This is a genomic window from Cupriavidus sp. BIC8F (assembly GCF_032465815.1).
Lineage (GTDB): Bacteria > Pseudomonadota > Gammaproteobacteria > Burkholderiales > Burkholderiaceae > Cupriavidus > Cupriavidus necator.
In genome coordinates this window covers 467111-482298 of the sequence record NZ_CP136095.1, presented here as the reverse complement: position 1 = coordinate 482298, position 15188 = coordinate 467111, and the positions used below count along the sequence as shown (strand labels likewise).

At 69.6% G+C, this 15188-nt stretch carries 11 protein-coding genes; 5 read left to right on the top strand and 6 right to left on the bottom strand.

What is annotated here, in order from left to right:
- Positions 1 to 79: 79 nt before the first annotated feature.
- Together RS901_RS22400 and RS901_RS22395 are read right to left on the bottom strand one after the other, a co-directional pair.
- A complete protein-coding gene (locus tag RS901_RS22400; RefSeq protein ID WP_316156008.1) occupies positions 80 to 886 on the bottom strand; it encodes a sensor histidine kinase in 807 nt (268 codons plus the stop codon).
- Between the two features lie 140 nt (positions 887 to 1026).
- Entirely contained in the window at positions 1027 to 2427 is a 1401-nt protein-coding gene (locus RS901_RS22395) for a sigma-54 dependent transcriptional regulator (protein WP_316156006.1), read from the bottom strand.
- Positions 2428 to 2783: 356 nt separating this feature from the next.
- Between RS901_RS22395 and RS901_RS22390 the strand changes: the two genes are divergently transcribed.
- Positions 2784 to 3842: a sigma-54 dependent transcriptional regulator gene (locus RS901_RS22390; protein WP_316156004.1), complete on the top strand. Its 1059-nt coding sequence runs from the start codon at positions 2784 to 2786 to the stop codon at positions 3840 to 3842.
- Here the strand turns inward: RS901_RS22390 and RS901_RS22385 are convergent.
- On the bottom strand, positions 3827 to 5764 hold the full coding sequence (locus RS901_RS22385) for a PAS domain-containing hybrid sensor histidine kinase/response regulator (RefSeq protein WP_316156001.1): 1938 nt from the start codon (positions 5762 to 5764) through the stop codon (positions 3827 to 3829). The two genes, RS901_RS22390 and RS901_RS22385, sit on opposite strands and share 16 nt — an antisense overlap.
- A gap of 190 nt (positions 5765 to 5954) precedes the next feature.
- Positions 5955 to 6962, bottom strand: a complete 1008-nt coding sequence (locus tag RS901_RS22380) for an SDR family oxidoreductase (protein WP_316157272.1) — start codon at positions 6960 to 6962, stop codon at positions 5955 to 5957.
- Between the two features lie 256 nt (positions 6963 to 7218).
- Between RS901_RS22380 and ligD the strand changes: the two genes are divergently transcribed.
- The 4 genes from ligD (at position 7219) to RS901_RS22360 (ending at position 14003) form a co-directional block, all read left to right on the top strand.
- Complete coding sequence (gene ligD, locus RS901_RS22375) at positions 7219 to 9921, top strand: DNA ligase D (RefSeq protein ID WP_316155999.1); 2703 nt, start codon at positions 7219 to 7221, stop codon at positions 9919 to 9921.
- A gap of 140 nt (positions 9922 to 10061) precedes the next feature.
- Positions 10062 to 10457, top strand: coding sequence for a hypothetical protein (locus tag RS901_RS22370; RefSeq protein ID WP_316155997.1), 396 nt, complete (start codon positions 10062 to 10064; stop codon positions 10455 to 10457).
- Between the two features lie 305 nt (positions 10458 to 10762).
- Complete coding sequence (locus tag RS901_RS22365) at positions 10763 to 12772, top strand: response regulator (RefSeq protein WP_316155995.1); 2010 nt, start codon at positions 10763 to 10765, stop codon at positions 12770 to 12772.
- A 214-nt stretch (positions 12773 to 12986) separates the two neighbouring features.
- Positions 12987 to 14003, top strand: a complete 1017-nt coding sequence (locus RS901_RS22360; RefSeq protein WP_316155993.1) for a Ku protein — start codon at positions 12987 to 12989, stop codon at positions 14001 to 14003.
- Between the two features lie 99 nt (positions 14004 to 14102).
- Here the strand turns inward: RS901_RS22360 and RS901_RS22355 are convergent, their stop codons facing one another.
- Together RS901_RS22355 and RS901_RS22350 are read right to left on the bottom strand one after the other, a co-directional pair.
- Positions 14103 to 14543, bottom strand: a complete 441-nt coding sequence (locus RS901_RS22355; RefSeq protein WP_316155991.1) for a BON domain-containing protein — start codon at positions 14541 to 14543, stop codon at positions 14103 to 14105.
- Between the two features lie 287 nt (positions 14544 to 14830).
- Complete coding sequence (locus RS901_RS22350; protein ID WP_316155988.1) at positions 14831 to 15088, bottom strand: hypothetical protein; 258 nt, start codon at positions 15086 to 15088, stop codon at positions 14831 to 14833.
- Between the last annotated feature and the right edge of the window lie 100 nt (positions 15089 to 15188).

The following is a 15188-nucleotide window of genomic DNA, read 5'->3' as shown; positions in this document are numbered from 1 at the left end:
GCAAAGGCCCGCCGGCAAGCGCTACGCGTAGCGCACGCGACAGGTCGGTAAAAACTACATGGATGCGCGGCGCCCCGCGTCAGGCGTGCATGTGGCGCGGGAACCTGACGGCGATGCAGACGCTGATCTGGTCGCTGTCACCGCCATCATTTTCCGCGCTCAGCGCCGCCCCGTGCATTTCCACCATGCGGCGCGTCAGCAGCAGCGCGCTGCTCTGCCGGGCCGGGGTTGCACCGTCCGGTGCCGCCCGGCGCCCGAAGAAATCGGTCAGCGCGGCCAGCCGACTGGCGCTGCGCTGCCGGTCCAGCGGCGGGCTCTCGGTGATGCGCAGCTTCACGTGATCCGGCTCGCTGAAGACATGCACGGCGACCGAGCCGCCGGCCGGCGCGCGCCAGATGCAATGCACCAGCAGGTGCCGCAGCAGCGGGGCCAGGCGCGCGGCGTCGCCATCGATCAGGTAGGCCGATTCGGACGATTCGGCCGCACCGTCAGTGGCGACCGGCGACAGCAGCACGCCACGGGCTTCGGCCGCGGGACGGCGGTCGGCGACGGCCTGGGCCGTGAGCGCCAGCAGGTCCAGGCGCTGCCAGCGCGGTGCGCCCTCGTCGGCCAGCAGCCGTACGGCTTCTTCCATCTCTTCGATCAGCGCCAGCTGCTGCTGCATGCCGGAGCGAATGCCGTCCAGCGCGCGCTGCGCGGGCGCCGGCGTGGAATCGAAGGCGCGGTCCAGCACGTAGGCCCAGCTCTGGATGGCGTTCAGCGACGAACGCAGGTCATGCGCCGATTGCTCGATCAGCGCGCTCACCTCTTGCACGCTGCGCACGGCACCGGCTGGCGAAGAAAGCGGAGCGTCCGGCATCGCGGACTGCGGGGGTTGCTGCGTCATGTGCGGCTTGGCATTGTCACGTCCTCGGCCGGATTGGCCGGGTCGGATGCATTGGACGAAGCAAGAAACGTGCTGCACAGGCCGCTGCGGGCCCTTGCCGCGGGCGCAATCCTCGCAATCGCAGGCCCCGGCTCACGCCGTCAGCCGGTAGCCGACGATCCGGTGTCGTTGCGCGAGGCGCGCAGCCACTCTGGCAATTCGCCGCGGGCGGCATAATCTTCCAGGCGGTTGTACAAAGTCTTCAGGCTGATGCCGAGGATCTCGGCCGCGTGCTTCTTCACGCCGGCGCATTGCTCCAGCGTGGCGAAGATCAGCTGCCGGTCGGCATCGGCCAGGGACATGCCCACCGGCACCGACACCACCGCCGCGCCCGGCGCCTGCGTGGCCGCGACCTGCAGCGGCACCTGCACCTCGGTGATGAGGTCGTCGTCGGACATGATGAAGGCGCGCTGCACGAAGTTGCGCAGCTCGCGCACATTGCCGGGCCAGGCGTGCAGGCGCAGGCTGTCCAGCACATTGGGCGCGAAGCGGCGCCGGGTGCCCTGCTCGGCATTGAGCTGCTCCAGCATCAGGCTGGCGATCTGGATCACGTCGTCGCCGCGCGCGCGCAGCGGCGGCAGTTCTACCGGGAACACGTTCAGTCGGTGGAACAGGTCCGCGCGCAGCTTGCCGTCGGCCACCGCATCTTCAGGGTTGCGGTTGGTGGCGGCCAGCACGCGCACATCGGCATGGCATTCGCGGTTGGTGCCCACGCGCATGAAGGTGCCGGTCTCCAGCACGCGCAGCAGCTTGACCTGCAGCTCGGCGGGCATCTCGGTGATCTCGTCCAGGAACAGGGTGCCGCCGTCGGCGCGCTCGAAATAGCCCTTGTGCTGGCGGTCCGCGCCGGTAAAGCTGCCGCGCTCGTGGCCGAACATCTCGCTTTCGATCAGCGTGGGCGAGATCGCGCCGCAGTTGACCGCCAGGAACGGCTGGCGCCGCCGCGACGAGAGCTCATGCACGGTCTGCGCGGCCAGTTCCTTGCCGGTGCCGCTTTCGCCGATCAGCAATACCGTGGCTTCAGTCGGCGCCACGCGCGCGAGCTGGTCGTAGACCACCTGCATCACTTCGGAACTGCCCATCAGCCGGCCGAACCGGCCGTAGCGGCGCAACTCGCCGCGCAGCGAATGGATCTCGGCGCGCAACTCGCCGGTGGTGGCCAGGCGCCTGAGCACGGTCTGCAGCCGCGCCACGTTGATGGGCTTGACCAGGTAATCGGTGGCACCGGCGCGCAGCGCTTCGACCGCGCTTTCCACGCTGGCATAGCCGGTCGTGAGGATCACTTCGACGCCCGAGGCGCCAACCTCGTCGAACAGCTCCATGCCGTTGCCGTCCGGCAGGCGCAGGTCGGCCACGATCGCCTCCGGCATGCGCCAGCCGATCTGCAGCCGCGCCTCGCGCAGGGTGCCCGCGGTGGCGGAGCTGAAGCCTTCCATGGCCACGATCTCGGCTAGCGCGGCACATGCGTTTTCGTCGTCATCGACAATCAGGATGTGGGGCATACGATCCGTCAGTGAGACCTATTGGAAACTTGGGCGAAATCCACTGGCACCTGCGTTCGCGCGCCACGGCGGCCATTGCTGCCGGGCTCGGGACGCCCGCCGGCGCGCTCCATGCGAGGCGTGGCGCGACGGGCACAGGGGCGGCACGGGTTTCGACTGCGACATTGTCAGCCGGTTGCACAAGTCCACTGCGTAATGCCAGTCTAAGCGCGGGCAGGCACGGTCGTTGCCGGTGTCCGTCTGACACAGCTGTCGGATGTTTCCGCGCGGGGTCGTGTATCTATGGCAAGCCCCTGCGCCAAAGGCTAGCATAGGAATTTCCCACGACAAGCCCGCCCCCGACCGAGGCCTTCATCGTGCCCGTGACCGCCAGCACACCGCGGCGCAGCAACGCCGCTCCTGGCCAGCCCGCCAGCCACGCCGCCAGCACATCCGAGCCGGCACGCGAGGCCGCGCCGCGCCGCGCCATACCCTCGCAGGTCTCGCTGCTGTGGGAAAGCACGTCGCCCGCCATGCAACGGTTGCTGGCCCAGATCGAGCGCGTGGCGCCCACCGACGTCACCATGCTTGCGGTAGGCGAAAGCGGCTCCGGCAAGGAAGTGGTGGCACGCGCGGTGCACGAGCGCAGCGCGCGCCGCAAGGGCCCCTTCATCGCGGTCAACTGCGGCGCGATCCAGCCCACGCTGATCGAGTCGGAACTGTTCGGCCACGAGAAAGGCGGCTTTACCGGCGCGATCGAGCAGAAGGCAGGCTACTTCGAGCAGGCCCATGGGGGCACGCTGTTTCTCGATGAAGTCACTGAAATGCCACTCGAGATGCAGATCAAGTTATTGCGGGTGCTGGAAGGCCGCACCTTCCACCGCGTCGGCGGCGACACGCCCATCGCCACGGACGTGCGCATCCTGGCAGCCACCAACCGCGACCCGGTCGAGGCAGCGCGTGCCGGCCAGTTGCGGGAAGACCTGCTGTACCGCCTGGCCGTGTTCCCGCTGCATATCCCGCCGCTGCGCGAGCGGCCCGACGATATCGTGCCGCTGGCACGCCACTTCCTGGCCGAATACAACGCCATGGAGCGCACCGACAAGGCCTTCTCGGCCGCCTCGCTGGAGCGGCTGGTGCGCTATGACTGGCCGGGCAATGTGCGCGAGCTGAAGAACGCCATCTATCGCGCCTTTATCCTGGCCGACAAGGTCGTGGAAATCGGCAACCCCAACCTGGCCACGCAGCCGCCGCGGCCCACCACCGTGGACGGCGTGGTCAGCGTGCGCGTCGGCACCACGCTGGCCGACACGCAGCGCGAAATCATCATGGCCACCCTGGCGCGCTTTGACGGCGACAAGCGCCAGGCCGCGCGCGCGCTCGGCATCAGCCTGAAGACGCTGTACAACCGGCTGGACGCTTACCGCTCCTTGTGAGGCACAGGCGCGGCCAGCGCGCGCGACAGGGCCTCGATCGCCAGCGGCTTGGTCAGGTGCGCATGGAAGCCGGCCAGCTCGCTGCGCCGCTGGTCTTCGGCAGTGCAGCGCCCGGTCAGCGCCAGGAACTGCACCGCGCGCGGGCCGCACGCCTGGCGCAATGCCGGCAGGATGTCAAAGCCCGACATGTCGGGCATCTCCAGGTCGAGCAGCACGCAATCCGGGCGGAATCCGGCAACCATGTCCAGTGCCTGCTGGCCGCCATGGGCCGCGCGCGCCTCGTGGCCGAGCAGGCCCAGCAGCTCGGCCATGCTGTCGGCCGAATCGGCATTGTCGTCCACCACCAGCACGCGGCGCCGCGGCACCGGCCCCCGCGGCGGCGTGCCGGCCTCGCGCCGGCGGGCGGTGGCGCGCGGCAGGATCACGGTGAAGGTGCTGCCCTTGCCCGCGCCACCGCTGTCGGCCTGGATCGCGCCGCCGTGCGCCTCCACCACGGCCTTGGCCAGTGCCAGCCCGATGCCCAGGCCGCTGCGGCTGTCGGCGTCGCCCTCCTGCGCGAACAGGTTGAAGATGCGGTCCAGCGCCGCTGGCGCGAGGCCCCGGCCGGTATCCGACACGGCGGTGATCACGCGCGCTGACTCCACGCTCACATGCACGCTGACGGTGCCGCCGCGCGGGGTGTACTTGACCGCGTTGCTGAGCAGGTTCAGCAGCACCTGCCCCAGCCGCGCGGCATCGGCGCGCACGTAGGGCGAGCTTGCCGGCAGTGCCACCACGAGCTGCTGGCCGGCTGCCTCCAGCACCGGGCGGATCGCTTCGATGCTGGTGGTCACCACGTCGTTGTACGAGGTGGCCGTCAGTTCCATCTTCAGCTTGCCGGCGGTCACGCGGCCTACGTCGAGCAGGTCGTTCACCAGCCGCTCCAGCTGATGCAGCTGGCGGTCGATGATTCCGGCGCAGCGGCGCACGCGCGTGTCGGCATTCGGGGTCAGCGCGATCACTTCCACCGCGTTGCGCACCGGCGCCAGCGGATTGCGCAGGGCATCGCTCAGGTCGCGGGCGGTCCACAGCAGGCTGGTCGGGCAGCCGGCGGCGTCGCGCACCAGCACCATGCGCGTATGGCAACGCACCACCGAGCCGTCCTTGCGCGCCACGCGCTCGTCGCCGGCCCACTGGCCGCAGGCGTGCGCGGCTTCCAGCGCCGCGCGGTCGCGTCCCGCGGCGGCATCCTGGCGGGAATAGAGCAGTGCCAGCGGCTGGCCGACGGCTTCGGCCTCGGCGTAGCCGGCCAGGGCCTGCGCGCCGACGTTCCAGCTGCGGATGGTGCCGTCCAGGTCTAGATCGCACACCGCGGTGCCGGGCAGGTTTTTGGCCAGCAGCCGCAACCGGGTATCGGCCAGCCCGGCATGCTCGGATGCGGCCTGCTGCACGGTGATGTCGCGGCACGACACGATAAAGCCGGTGGCCTGGCCCGCTGCGGACTCCACGGACAAGGCATCGCCATGCCCGGCCGCCGCGCCCGGCTCGTCGGCCGCGCCAATGGCCCGCATGAGGCAGGACGCCCGCAGCAGGCTGCCGTCGCGCCGCACGCGCCAGCCCTCGTCGCGCGCGCTGCCGCCAAGTGCGGCCGCCTGCAGCCATTGCTGCGCCAGGCCGGCAGCGACATCGTCAGGGCGATGCAGGCAGGAAAGGTGACGGCCGGTGATTTCCCGGGCGCTGTAGCCGAACACGCGCCGCGCGGCATCCGGCCACATCGCAATGCACCCGCTCGCATCGGTCTCGAACACGGCGCAGTCTTCCACCGCGTCGAGCAGGCGCCGGTACTGTGCCGCCAGCGGGAGGCCGGCATCGTCCGCCATGGTGCCGTCCGGCTCGCCGACGGGTGACGCACGGACACCTTTTCCCGCTCGCGGCTCGGACATGAGCACACCTTCCGTGTGATGGGGTGAAGACAACAGGCCCCGTGCGCGGGCGGCCTGACGCCGCCGCGCGGCGGAGTGCCGAATGCCCGCAGCTGCGGGCATCCGAGTCAATGATAGGCGTTCGCGCCCCATGCGCCACCAATGTGCGCGGCACCGGACACCAGGGTCTGTTCCCAAATGGAAACAGACCCTAGCGCTTGTGCCGCAACTGATACACCGCGGCAACCGCGGCGGAGGCGCCTACCACCAGCGCAGTGGCCAGCATCGGGTGGCGCGCCGTGGTGGTGTAGGGGCAGGAGTGCAGCGCGTTGTGGCTGCCGCTGCGTTCCTGCAGACCGCTGCCGCTGCCATACAGCGCGTTGTCCTCGAGCGGACCGGCAGGGTGGTGCGTCTGTTGCGCGCGGCCCATGAAGCGGCGCATGAAGCGGTCGAAGGTGCGCGGCGCATGGTACGCCGCGGCCGAGAACGCCTTGGCGGCCGCACCGACGAAGAGCTCGCGGCGCGGGTTCTCGGCGGCAAACAGGATCGCGTCGGCGGCCAGCGCCGGGTCATACAGCGGCGGCGGCAGGCGCGGCTCGACATCGAGGAAGTTCTTGGCGTGCATTGCCAGCGGCGTTTCCAGCCCCGCAGGCTTGATCAGCGTCACGCTGACTGGCGCCTGCTCCTGCTCCAGTTCCAGCCGCAGCGAATCGGTGAAGCCCTTGATCGCGTGCTGCGAGGCCGCGTAGGCGCTCTGCAGCGGCAGCGGGCCGTCCGCTGCCTCGCTGCCCATGTTGATGATGGCGCCGCCGTGCTCGCGCAGGTGCGCGGCCGCCGCCAGCGAGCCATGCACGGTGCCCCAGTAGTTGGTATCGAACAGCCGCCGCTGGTCTTCCAGCGGCACATCGCAATGGCGCCCGAAGATGGTCACGCCGGCGTTGTTGATCCAGGTATCGAAGCCACCGAAGCGCTCGATGGCAGCCTGCGCCACCTTGCCAACCTCTTCATGCTTGCCGACATCGGCCACCACGGTGATGACTTCATTGCCATGCTCGCGCAACTCTTCGGCCAGCTGGTGCAGCGAGCCCTCGCTGCGCGCCACCAGCACCAGCCGTGCGCCCTGCTGCGCCGCCTTGCGCGCCGTCACCAGGCCCACGCCGCTGCTGGCACCAGTCAGGACGATGACCTGCGAGCCAATGTTCTTCAGGGTTGGTTTCATCGCCGCTTCCTCCTCGGGGAGGCCCGGCACGGTGCCGGGCATGCCGCTGGGGAGTCGCAAGGAGCGTTCCTGTCCGGCGCGGCTCTGGGTGGCGGCGCCACGGCAGGCGGGCCGCCGCAGATTTACAACACCCGGTAAGAACCACATGCCGCGGCGCGCGCATGGGGCTGCCACAGGGCACTGTAGGACGGGCGCCGATTTTAGCGGCGGGATGTGCTGCCTAAGCTGGATACATCCCACGTAACCGGCGACAGCCATGGCCAAGACCTCGCGACCGACAGCGCCACAGGATCCAGGCAGGCGCCGCGCGGCGGCAAAACGCACCGGCAAGCACACCCTCAAGCGCGCCAGCACGGCCCGCCCGGCGGCACACGGCGCGCCGGCCGCCAAGGCCGCCCCCGCCGCGCTCGATAAATACCGCCGCATGCGCGACTTCGGCGCCACGCCGGAGCCCGCCGGCGGCGCCGCGCGCACCCGCGCCACACCGCGCAAGCGCGCCGGCGAGCTGTCCTTCGTGATCCAGAAGCACGCGGCGCGTCGGCTGCATTATGACTTTCGCCTCGAACTCGGCGGCACGCTGAAAAGCTGGGCCGTGCCCAAGGGCCCGAGCCTGGACCCTGCCGACAAGCGCATGGCCATCCATGTCGAGGACCACCCGCTGGACTACGCCGGCTTCGAGGGCGTGATCCCGGCCGGCCACTACGGCGCCGGCACGGTCATCGTCTGGGACCGCGGCACCTGGTTGCCGGTGGGCGATGCCGAGGCCGGCTACCGCGCCGGCAAGCTGAAGTTCGAGCTGCGCGGCGAAAAACTCCACGGCCACTGGACCCTGGTGCGCATGCACGGCCGCCAGCAGAAGGAGCAGGACGCCTGGCTGCTGATCAAGGAGCGCGACGAGACCGCCGTGCCGGCATCGGAGTTCGACGTGGTCGAGGCCTTGCCGGACAGCGTGCTGGGCGGCACGCAGCGCAAGCCTGCGGCAAAGCGCGCAAAGACCGCCCGGCCGCCTGACGAAGCCGCGCCAGATACGCGCAGCACGGCGAAGTCCCTGAAGCCGCCGCGCGCCGCGCCGCGCGCGGCCTTGCCGCTGGCGCTGGCGCCGCAGTTGGCCACGCTGGTGGAACAGCCTCCGTCCGACGCGCAGGCGTGGCACTACGAGATCAAGTTCGACGGCTACCGGCTGCTGGCCCGCATCGACGGCAAGGATGTGCGCCTGTTCACGCGCCAGGGCCACGACTGGACCAGCAAGCTGCGTGCGCTGGCGCGCGACGTCGGCACCCTGGGCCTGCCCGACGGCTGGCTCGATGGCGAGATCGTGGTGCTCGACAAGCATGGCGCAACCGACTTCCAGGCGCTGCAGAACGCTTTCGATACCGCGCGCGTCGAGGGCATCCAGTATTTCGTGTTCGACCTGCCCTACTTCGCCGGCCATGACCTGCGCAAGGTGCCGCTGGTGGAGCGCCGCGCCCTGCTGCGCCGGATCTTCGCGCACAACACCTCGCCGCGCCTGCAGTTCAGCGAGGACTTCGAGGCCGGCCCTGCCGACATGCTAGAGGCAGCCTGCCGCATGAAGCTTGAAGGCGTGATCGGCAAGCGCGCCGACGCCGGCTATGTCAGCGCGCGCAGCAATACGTGGATCAAGCTGAAATGCACCTTGCGCCAGGAGTTCGTGGTGGCGGGCTTCACCGACCCGAAGGGCAGCCGCGCCGGCATCGGCTCGTTGCTGCTTGGCGTGCACGACAGCGGCGGGCGGCTGCGCTACGCGGGCAATGTCGGCACCGGCCTCGACACGCGCACCCTGGCTGCGCTGCGCACGCAACTGGACGCGTTGCGCACCGATTCCGCGCCCTTTGAGAGCATGCCGGCAGGCGTGAAAGGGCACTGGGTGCGGCCAAGGCTGGTGGCCGAGGTCTCCTTCGGCAGCTGGACCCGCGAAGGCCGCGTGCGCCATGCCGTCTTCCACGGCCTGCGCACCGACAAGCCCGCGCGCGCGGTGTCGGTGGAGCGGTCGGCATCGCCGGCGGCCAAGGGCAAGCCTGCGGCAAAAGCAGCAAAGCACGCGACCGCCGCCGGCGGCAAAGTCGCGATCAGCCATGCCGGGCGCGTCATCGACACAGCCTCCGGACTGACCAAGGGCGACCTGGTGCGCTACTACGAGCGCGCCGCGCCGCTGATGCTGCCGCACCTGCGCGGGCGCCCGATCGCGATGGTGCGCGCGCCGTCGGGCGTGGGCGGCGCGCAGTTCTTCCAGCGCCATGGCGACACGCTGCGGGTGGACGGCCTCAACGTGCTCGATCCGGGCCTGTGGCCCGGGCATCCTGCGCTGCTGGAAATCATATCGGCCGAAGCCCTGGTGGCCGCGGCACAGCTCAACGTGGTGGAGTTCCACACCTGGAACGCCAGCAAACGCAGCATTGACCGCCCCAACCGGATCATCTTCGACCTGGACCCGGGCGAAGGCGTGCCCTGGGCACAAATGCAGGAGGCCGCTGCGCTGATGAAGGCGCTGCTCGATGAACTCAGACTCGCCAGCTTCCTGAAGACCAGCGGCGGCAAGGGGCTGCACGTGGTGGTGCCGATCACGCCGCGCGCGGGCTGGGACGAAGTAAAGGCGTTCGCGCATGACGCGGTGCGCCATGTCGCGGCGACCATTCCGCAGCGCTTCGTGGCCAAGAGCGGTCCACGCAACCGCGTTGGCAAGATTTTCATCGATTACCTGCGCAATGGCGTAGGCGCCACCACGGTGGCGGCCTTCTCGGCGCGGGCACGCCCGGGGCTGGGCGTATCGATGCCGGTATGGTGGGAAGAACTCGATTCCCTGCAAGGCGCGGCGCAGTGGACCGTAGCCAATGCGGGCCCAAGGCTCGACGCCCTGGCGGCCGACGACCCATGGGAGGACTACGCCGGGACCCGGCAGGCGATCACGCGCGCGGCGGCGCGACTGGCACGCGCCGGATAGCCATCCCGTCCGTTCCTGCCGGGCAGCAAGCGCCAAGCGGCACATTTCTTGCCGCATCCCGGTCATGGCACACGGCCCGGCGCACCCGCCGGGTGCGCCGCGTTGCACTGCTGCCAGTGCAGCGACGACATGGAGACGTGATGATGAGCCAACTCAGGATCGCCGCGAAGATTCGAGCGGCCACCGCCGCGCCACGCAACCGGCGCGCCTTGCGTCACCTGCTGGTTTCCTGCGCGATGCTGTCCTTCGCCGCCAGCCCGGTGCAGGCACGCCTGCCGGCGCCGACGCCCGAGCAGCAGCAGGCCGCCGAAGCCAAGAAGACCAAGGAAGCCGAAGCGGCCAAACAGCAGGCCGAGGCATTGGGCCAGGTCCAGGACCGGATCGCCGCGCGCTTTGGCAAGGGCGCCACCAGCGGCAGCGCCACTGAGCCCGGCAAGATCCCGCAGAAAGCTGCCGAAGCGACCGGCTCGGCCGGACCGCACGGCGGCACCTCCCCCAGCGCCGAAGCACATGGCGGCGAGGCGGCCCGCCGCTGAAGCGCGCAACGCATGCCATGCAGTTCACTTGCCGCGCTGCGCGCCGGGCGACGCCTGCCCGGCACGTCTCTTGCCACTGCCAGCGCAACAGCCTGGCACAGACCGCAGGCGTACTGATGCAAAAAGGGGAACGGCGATGGACGACTTCTGTATGCATGTAATAACTACAACCGGCAGCCGCGCCGGCGCAGCAAAGCTTGCAAGCGGTGCGGCGCGGCCGGCGCGGTTTTACACGGTGCCGCGGACCATCTCGGGCCTTGAGCAACTCTCCGCGCGGGCGCGAAAGCGCCTGTCAGCGTGATGCCATGACGCCGCATGCCGCCAACCCGGCCCCGCTGATCCTGAATGTCGATGATCGCGAGGGGCCGCGCTACGTCAAGAGCCGCATCCTCCACCGCGGCGAGTATTCCGTGATCGAGGCCGCCGCCGGCCATTCGGCGCTGTCGCTGGTGCGACAGCATGCGCCCGTGCTGGTGCTGCTGTCAGCACGCCTGCCCGATATCAGCGGGCTGGAAGTCTGCCGGCTGCTCAAGGCCGATCCACAGACCGCGCACACGCTGGTGCTGCTGACCTCGCCAGGGCTGGCGCAATCGCGCCAGCGCGTAGAGGCGCTGAGCTGCGGCGCCGACGGCCACCTGGTCGAGCCTGCCGAGCCGGAAGAGGTATTGTCGACGATCCAGGCGCTGCTGCGGCTGCGCGGTGCTGAGGACGCCTATCACCGCACTTCGCGGGCACTGCATGCGCATGAAGACATGTTCCGCCAGCTGGCCGAATCGCTGGCCGACGTGGTGTGGATCCTCGACCCGGCAGAGCCCCGCCTGCTGTTCGCCAGCCACTCGCTCGCCGCCTTGTGCGGCCAGGCGCCCGAGCAGCTGACGCAAGCGCCGCGCCGCTGCCTGGAGCGCGTGGCCCCGGCCGACCGGGCGCGCGTGGAAGCTGCCTTTGCCAGCATGCTGGGCGACGGCAGGCTGGACATCGAGTTCCGCCTGACGCGCCCGGACGGCGAGCTGCGCGATATCCGCGCGCAGGCGTTCCCGGTGCGCAGCGGGGAAGGTCCGCCGGCCGAGGCCGGCGCGCCGCCGTCGCGCATTGCCGGCACCTGCCAGGACGTGACGCTGCAAAACCGTGCCGAACGCGCGCTGCACGACGAGGAACGGCGCAAGGACCAGTTCCTGGCCATGCTGGCGCATGAACTGCGCAATCCGCTGGCGCCGCTGCGCAGCGCCGCGGACCTGTTGCAGCAGCTCTCGCCCTCGCGCGAGGACATGTTCCGCGCGCGCGACATCATCGGCCGGCAGCTGCACCACCTGACGCGGCTGGTGGATGAGCTGCTCGACATCTCGCGCTTCAACCAGGGCCGCATCACGCTGCGCGAGGACCTGGTGGAACTGCGCACCGCGCTCAATACCGCGGTGGAAGCCGTGCGCCCCACGATGGAGGCCTGCGTCCATACGCTGCGCCTGTCGCTGCCCGAGCAGCCCCTGCCGGTACGGGGCGACCTGGTGCGCCTGACGCAGATCTTCAGCAACCTGCTGCAGAACGCCGCGGCCTACACGCCCGCCGGTGGCCAGATCGTCGTCGATGCCAGTCTTGAAGGCAGCGCGGCGGACACAGCGCCCGATGCCGCGTCCGGTGGCCGCGTCACCGTGCGCGTGCGCGACAACGGCGCCGGCCTGTCAGAGGCGCTGCAGCGGCAGCTGTTCGATCCGCTGGCCCCGCACGACGACAGCACCCAGCCAGAGCCGCCGAGCGTCGCGTTCCAGCATGACGGTCCCGGCATCGGCCTGACGCTGGTGCAAAAGCTGGTGCGCCTGCATGGCGGCACCATCCGCGCCGACAGCCCCGGCGCCGGACAGGGCAGCACCTTCACGGTGACGCTGCCGCTGGAGCCGTGGCAGAAATGGCACCCCGGCTCCGGCCGCGCCGCGCCGCACCGCGGCGTGCCGCGCCGGATCATGGTAGTCGACGACAACGCTGACGCGCTTGAAGCCATGATGATGACACTGCAGACGCTCGGCCATACGGTGGTGACCGCCGCCGACGGCCCCAGCGCGCTGGCGCGCGCCACCGATGCCCGTCCGGAGGTAGTGCTGCTGGACTTGGGCATGCCCGCCATGGACGGCTTCGAGACCGCGCGCCGCCTGCGCGCGCTGCCCGAGATGCGCGGCGCCACGCTGGTGGCGCTGACCGGTTTCGGCCAGCCCGAGGACCGCCGCCGCGCGCTGGAAGCGGGCTTCGACCAGCACCTGGTCAAGCCCGCCGACTTGGACGCGCTGACACGGCTGCTGGACGAACTCAGCGCGGGCCACCCCTAGCGCGATGCCAATGCCAGCCGCCGATCCCATCCACCCTTGAACAAGGAAGCTCCGTGCATACCACGCCCGACCCCGACATCCCGCAGCGCAAGCCTGAAACCCCGCCGCCGGAACCGCCGCCGGGCCCGCCCGAACCGGTGGCAGACCCGCCTCCGGGCGATCTGCCGCCACCGCCGCCGCAACGTGGCCGTGCGGCTGGCAAAGGAGCCGTCACGTGTCACGCATCATCTGGAAAGGCGCCATAACCTTTGGCCTGGTCAATATCCCGGTGGTATTGCGGCCCGCGTCGCGCAGCCAGACGCTGGACCTGGACCTGCTGGACGTGCGCGACATGGCGCCGGTGGGCTACCAGCGCATCAACAAGAGCACCGGCAAGCCGGTCGACAAGGAACATATCGTCAAGGGCTACCAGTACGCCAAGGACGAATACGTGCTGCTGAACGACGAAGACTTCCGCCAAGCCAATGTAGAGGCCACGCAGACGGTGGATATCGTCAGCTTTGTCGACGCGCAGAGCATCCCGCCGTACTACTTCGACACGCCCTACTACCTCGAGCCCGACAAGCGCGGCGAGCGCGGCTACGCGCTGCTGCATGAAACCATGCGCCGCACCGGGCGTGCCGCGCTGGCGCTGGTGGTGCTGCGCGCCCGCCAGCACCTGGCCGCGATGCTGGTGCACGGCGACGCGCTGGTGCTCAACACCATGCGCTTTGCCGACGAGGTGCTGCCGATCTCCGAACTGCGCCTGCCCAAGGCAGCCACCGGCAAATCCACCGGCGCGCACGCGCGCGAGATCGAGATGGCCACCAAGCTGGTCGACGACATGAGCGAAGACTGGGAGCCGGAACAGTACCGGGACAGCTATCGTGACGACCTGATGGCGCGCATCGAAGAAAAGATCGATTCCGGCAAGACCCACCAGCTGACCCCGCCTGCGGCAGAGGAAGAAGCGCCGCGCCAGGGCGCCAAGGTCATCGACATGGTGGCGCTGCTGCGCCAGAGCCTGGGCCAGCGCGGCAAGGAAGACAAGGAAGGCGCCGCACCCGCGCGCCGCAAGGCCCCTGCGCGGCATGCCGCCGCCAGTAAGCAGCCCGCTGCAAAGCGGGCTGCGACCCCGCCTGCCAAGCGCGCCAGCACTGCCGCCAAGACCAAGCGCGCACCGGCCAAGCGCGAGTCTGCGCCGGCCGCGCGCAAGAGTGCAGGCACTACGCGCAGGAAGCACGCGGCTTAGGCCGGCGCTGCTGCTCGCAAATAACGTCAGCCAAATTCTGATTGTGTTCCCCCTCTCCCGCAAGCGGGAGAGGGGAGCAAACCCTCAGCATCAGCCCCGTCAGCGCGACGACACCTTCAGTTTGTCATTGACCGACGTCACGCCCTCGACGCTGCGGATCGCGTCCAGCGCCATGTCGTGCTGCTGCTGGCTCGGCACCGTGCCGCTCACGTCAACCGTGCCCTGCTGGGTCTTCACATGGATGCCGGTGGACTTGAGGTCCTTGGTCGTGAGCAGCTTGGTCTTGATCCTGGTGGTGATGGCACCGTCCTCGACGGCCCGCTTGGTCTTGTCGACGCTCATGTTCGGGGCGGCGCCCCGGTCAGGGTCGGCACGGCCGGGCATGCCCGGCGCGGAATTGACAGGTGCGGCGGGGGTATTGTCCGCCGCAACCAGGATCAGGCCGCTCTTGTCGAGCGCCAGCGCGCTGCCGGCCGCCGCCAGCGCCGCAGCAACACAGGCCATCCGCACCATGCGCGCGGGGATTCGGGTAAAACGCATGACTGCCTCCTGTTCGGGTCACCAGCGCCTCCGTTGCCGTGCCTTGCCTGGCACGCGGAACCACTGGTAAGCCATTTTTCAGCAAGCTCCATACCTGCCGGCCAGGCCGCGCCAGGCGTCCCCGACGGGGCCCAGGGTGTGTAAATCGGGCCGCCCGTTGTAAAAGCGCCCGCCGCACGGTGTGCTTCATCGCCCGCTACAGACCGATGCTGGCGGCACCCGGGTCCTTCCATGCTTGGCATGGCGATTGCGAAACAGGGAACGCGGCAGGTCGCCGCGCCAAGGAGCTAGCAATGGGACAGCAGCAACAGCCGGGTCAATCGCAGTCGGGCCAGAAGCCGCAGGATCAGAAGCAGCAGGAACAGTCTGGCCAACGCGGCAGCCAGCAACAGCCGGGACAACAACAAGGCGGCGGTCAGATGGGTAACCAGGACCGCAAGCAGGACCAACAACAGCAGCAGGATCGCGGCAGCTCGCAACCGGGCCAGCAAAGTGGCCAACGCAGCGGCCAGCAAAGCGGCCAGGGCGGGCAACAGGGTGGACAACGCCAGTCATAAGCAGCGACAGCCACGACAACAGGCAGCTTTCCGGGTATGTGCGGCAGCAACATGCGGTGCGGCCGCAGGGGCATACGCCGGAGATTGA